The sequence below is a fragment of the Paraburkholderia sp. BCC1885 genome (genome assembly GCF_900996235.1).
GTDB lineage: Bacteria > Pseudomonadota > Gammaproteobacteria > Burkholderiales > Burkholderiaceae > Paraburkholderia.
On the sequence record NZ_CAAJGM010000027.1, the window covers coordinates 1 to 777 of the forward strand.

Annotated in this window: 1 pseudogene; it reads right to left on the reverse strand. The window is 67.1% G+C overall.

The features are described 5' to 3' along the window. A pseudogene (locus tag FQ755_RS02305) lies at nt 1-650 on the reverse strand (RHS repeat domain-containing protein); the annotation flags it as partial. Nucleotides 651-777 lie beyond the last annotated feature (127 nt).

Consider the following 777-nt stretch of genomic DNA (forward strand, 5'->3'; position numbering starts at 1 on the left):
GGCTCGTACACGTAGTGCGTCGTCGTGCGCTTCTCCCACGACGTTTCATACGCCAGCGTATCGCCGTCCCAGCCGTACAGCGTCAGTCCATAGCCGAACTCGTTATTCAGACGTTTGCGCTCCACCTCCGCCCAGCCGCTGCCCGCGTTCGGGTTCCACGGCACCTGCGCCTCCGAGGACTTCGCGATGCGCCGCCCCAGCGCGTCGTAGACATACGTCGCCTCCATGCGCCGGGTCGTCGCCGACACCAGCCGGTTGAAGCTGTTCCAGCCAAACGTCGTCTTCTCCCCGTTGGCCACGCGCTCGCGCAGGTTGCCCCGTTCATCGTATTCGAAGTGCGTGCCTGCATAGTCCTTCAGCAGGTTGTCGAGCAGTGCCGGCTGGCCGCTCTTCGGCCCCAGCAGACCAGGACCCTGCCCGTCGAGCTCACTGCGCTCATTGCGCTCCAGCAGGTTGCTCGCCGGATCGAACGCGAAGGTCTCCACGCCCAGCGACGACTGCGCCCGCGTGAGCCGCCCGAGCGGGTCATACGCGTAGCGGATCACACCGCGCCGCATGTCCCCGATCTGTTCCAGCTGACCCGCCGCATCGTAGCTGTAGCGACGCTCCGCGAGCTTGCCCCCCGCGCTCCCCCCTGTGCCCTGCAACACCTGATGCGCGAGCCGTCCGGCCGCGTCGCGGGCAGTGAGCTGCTCCAGCCCGTTACCCAGTTGCCGTCCGGTTTCCCGGTGGACATCGTCGCGCTCGAAATCCGCCACGCTCACACCGTCGAGCATC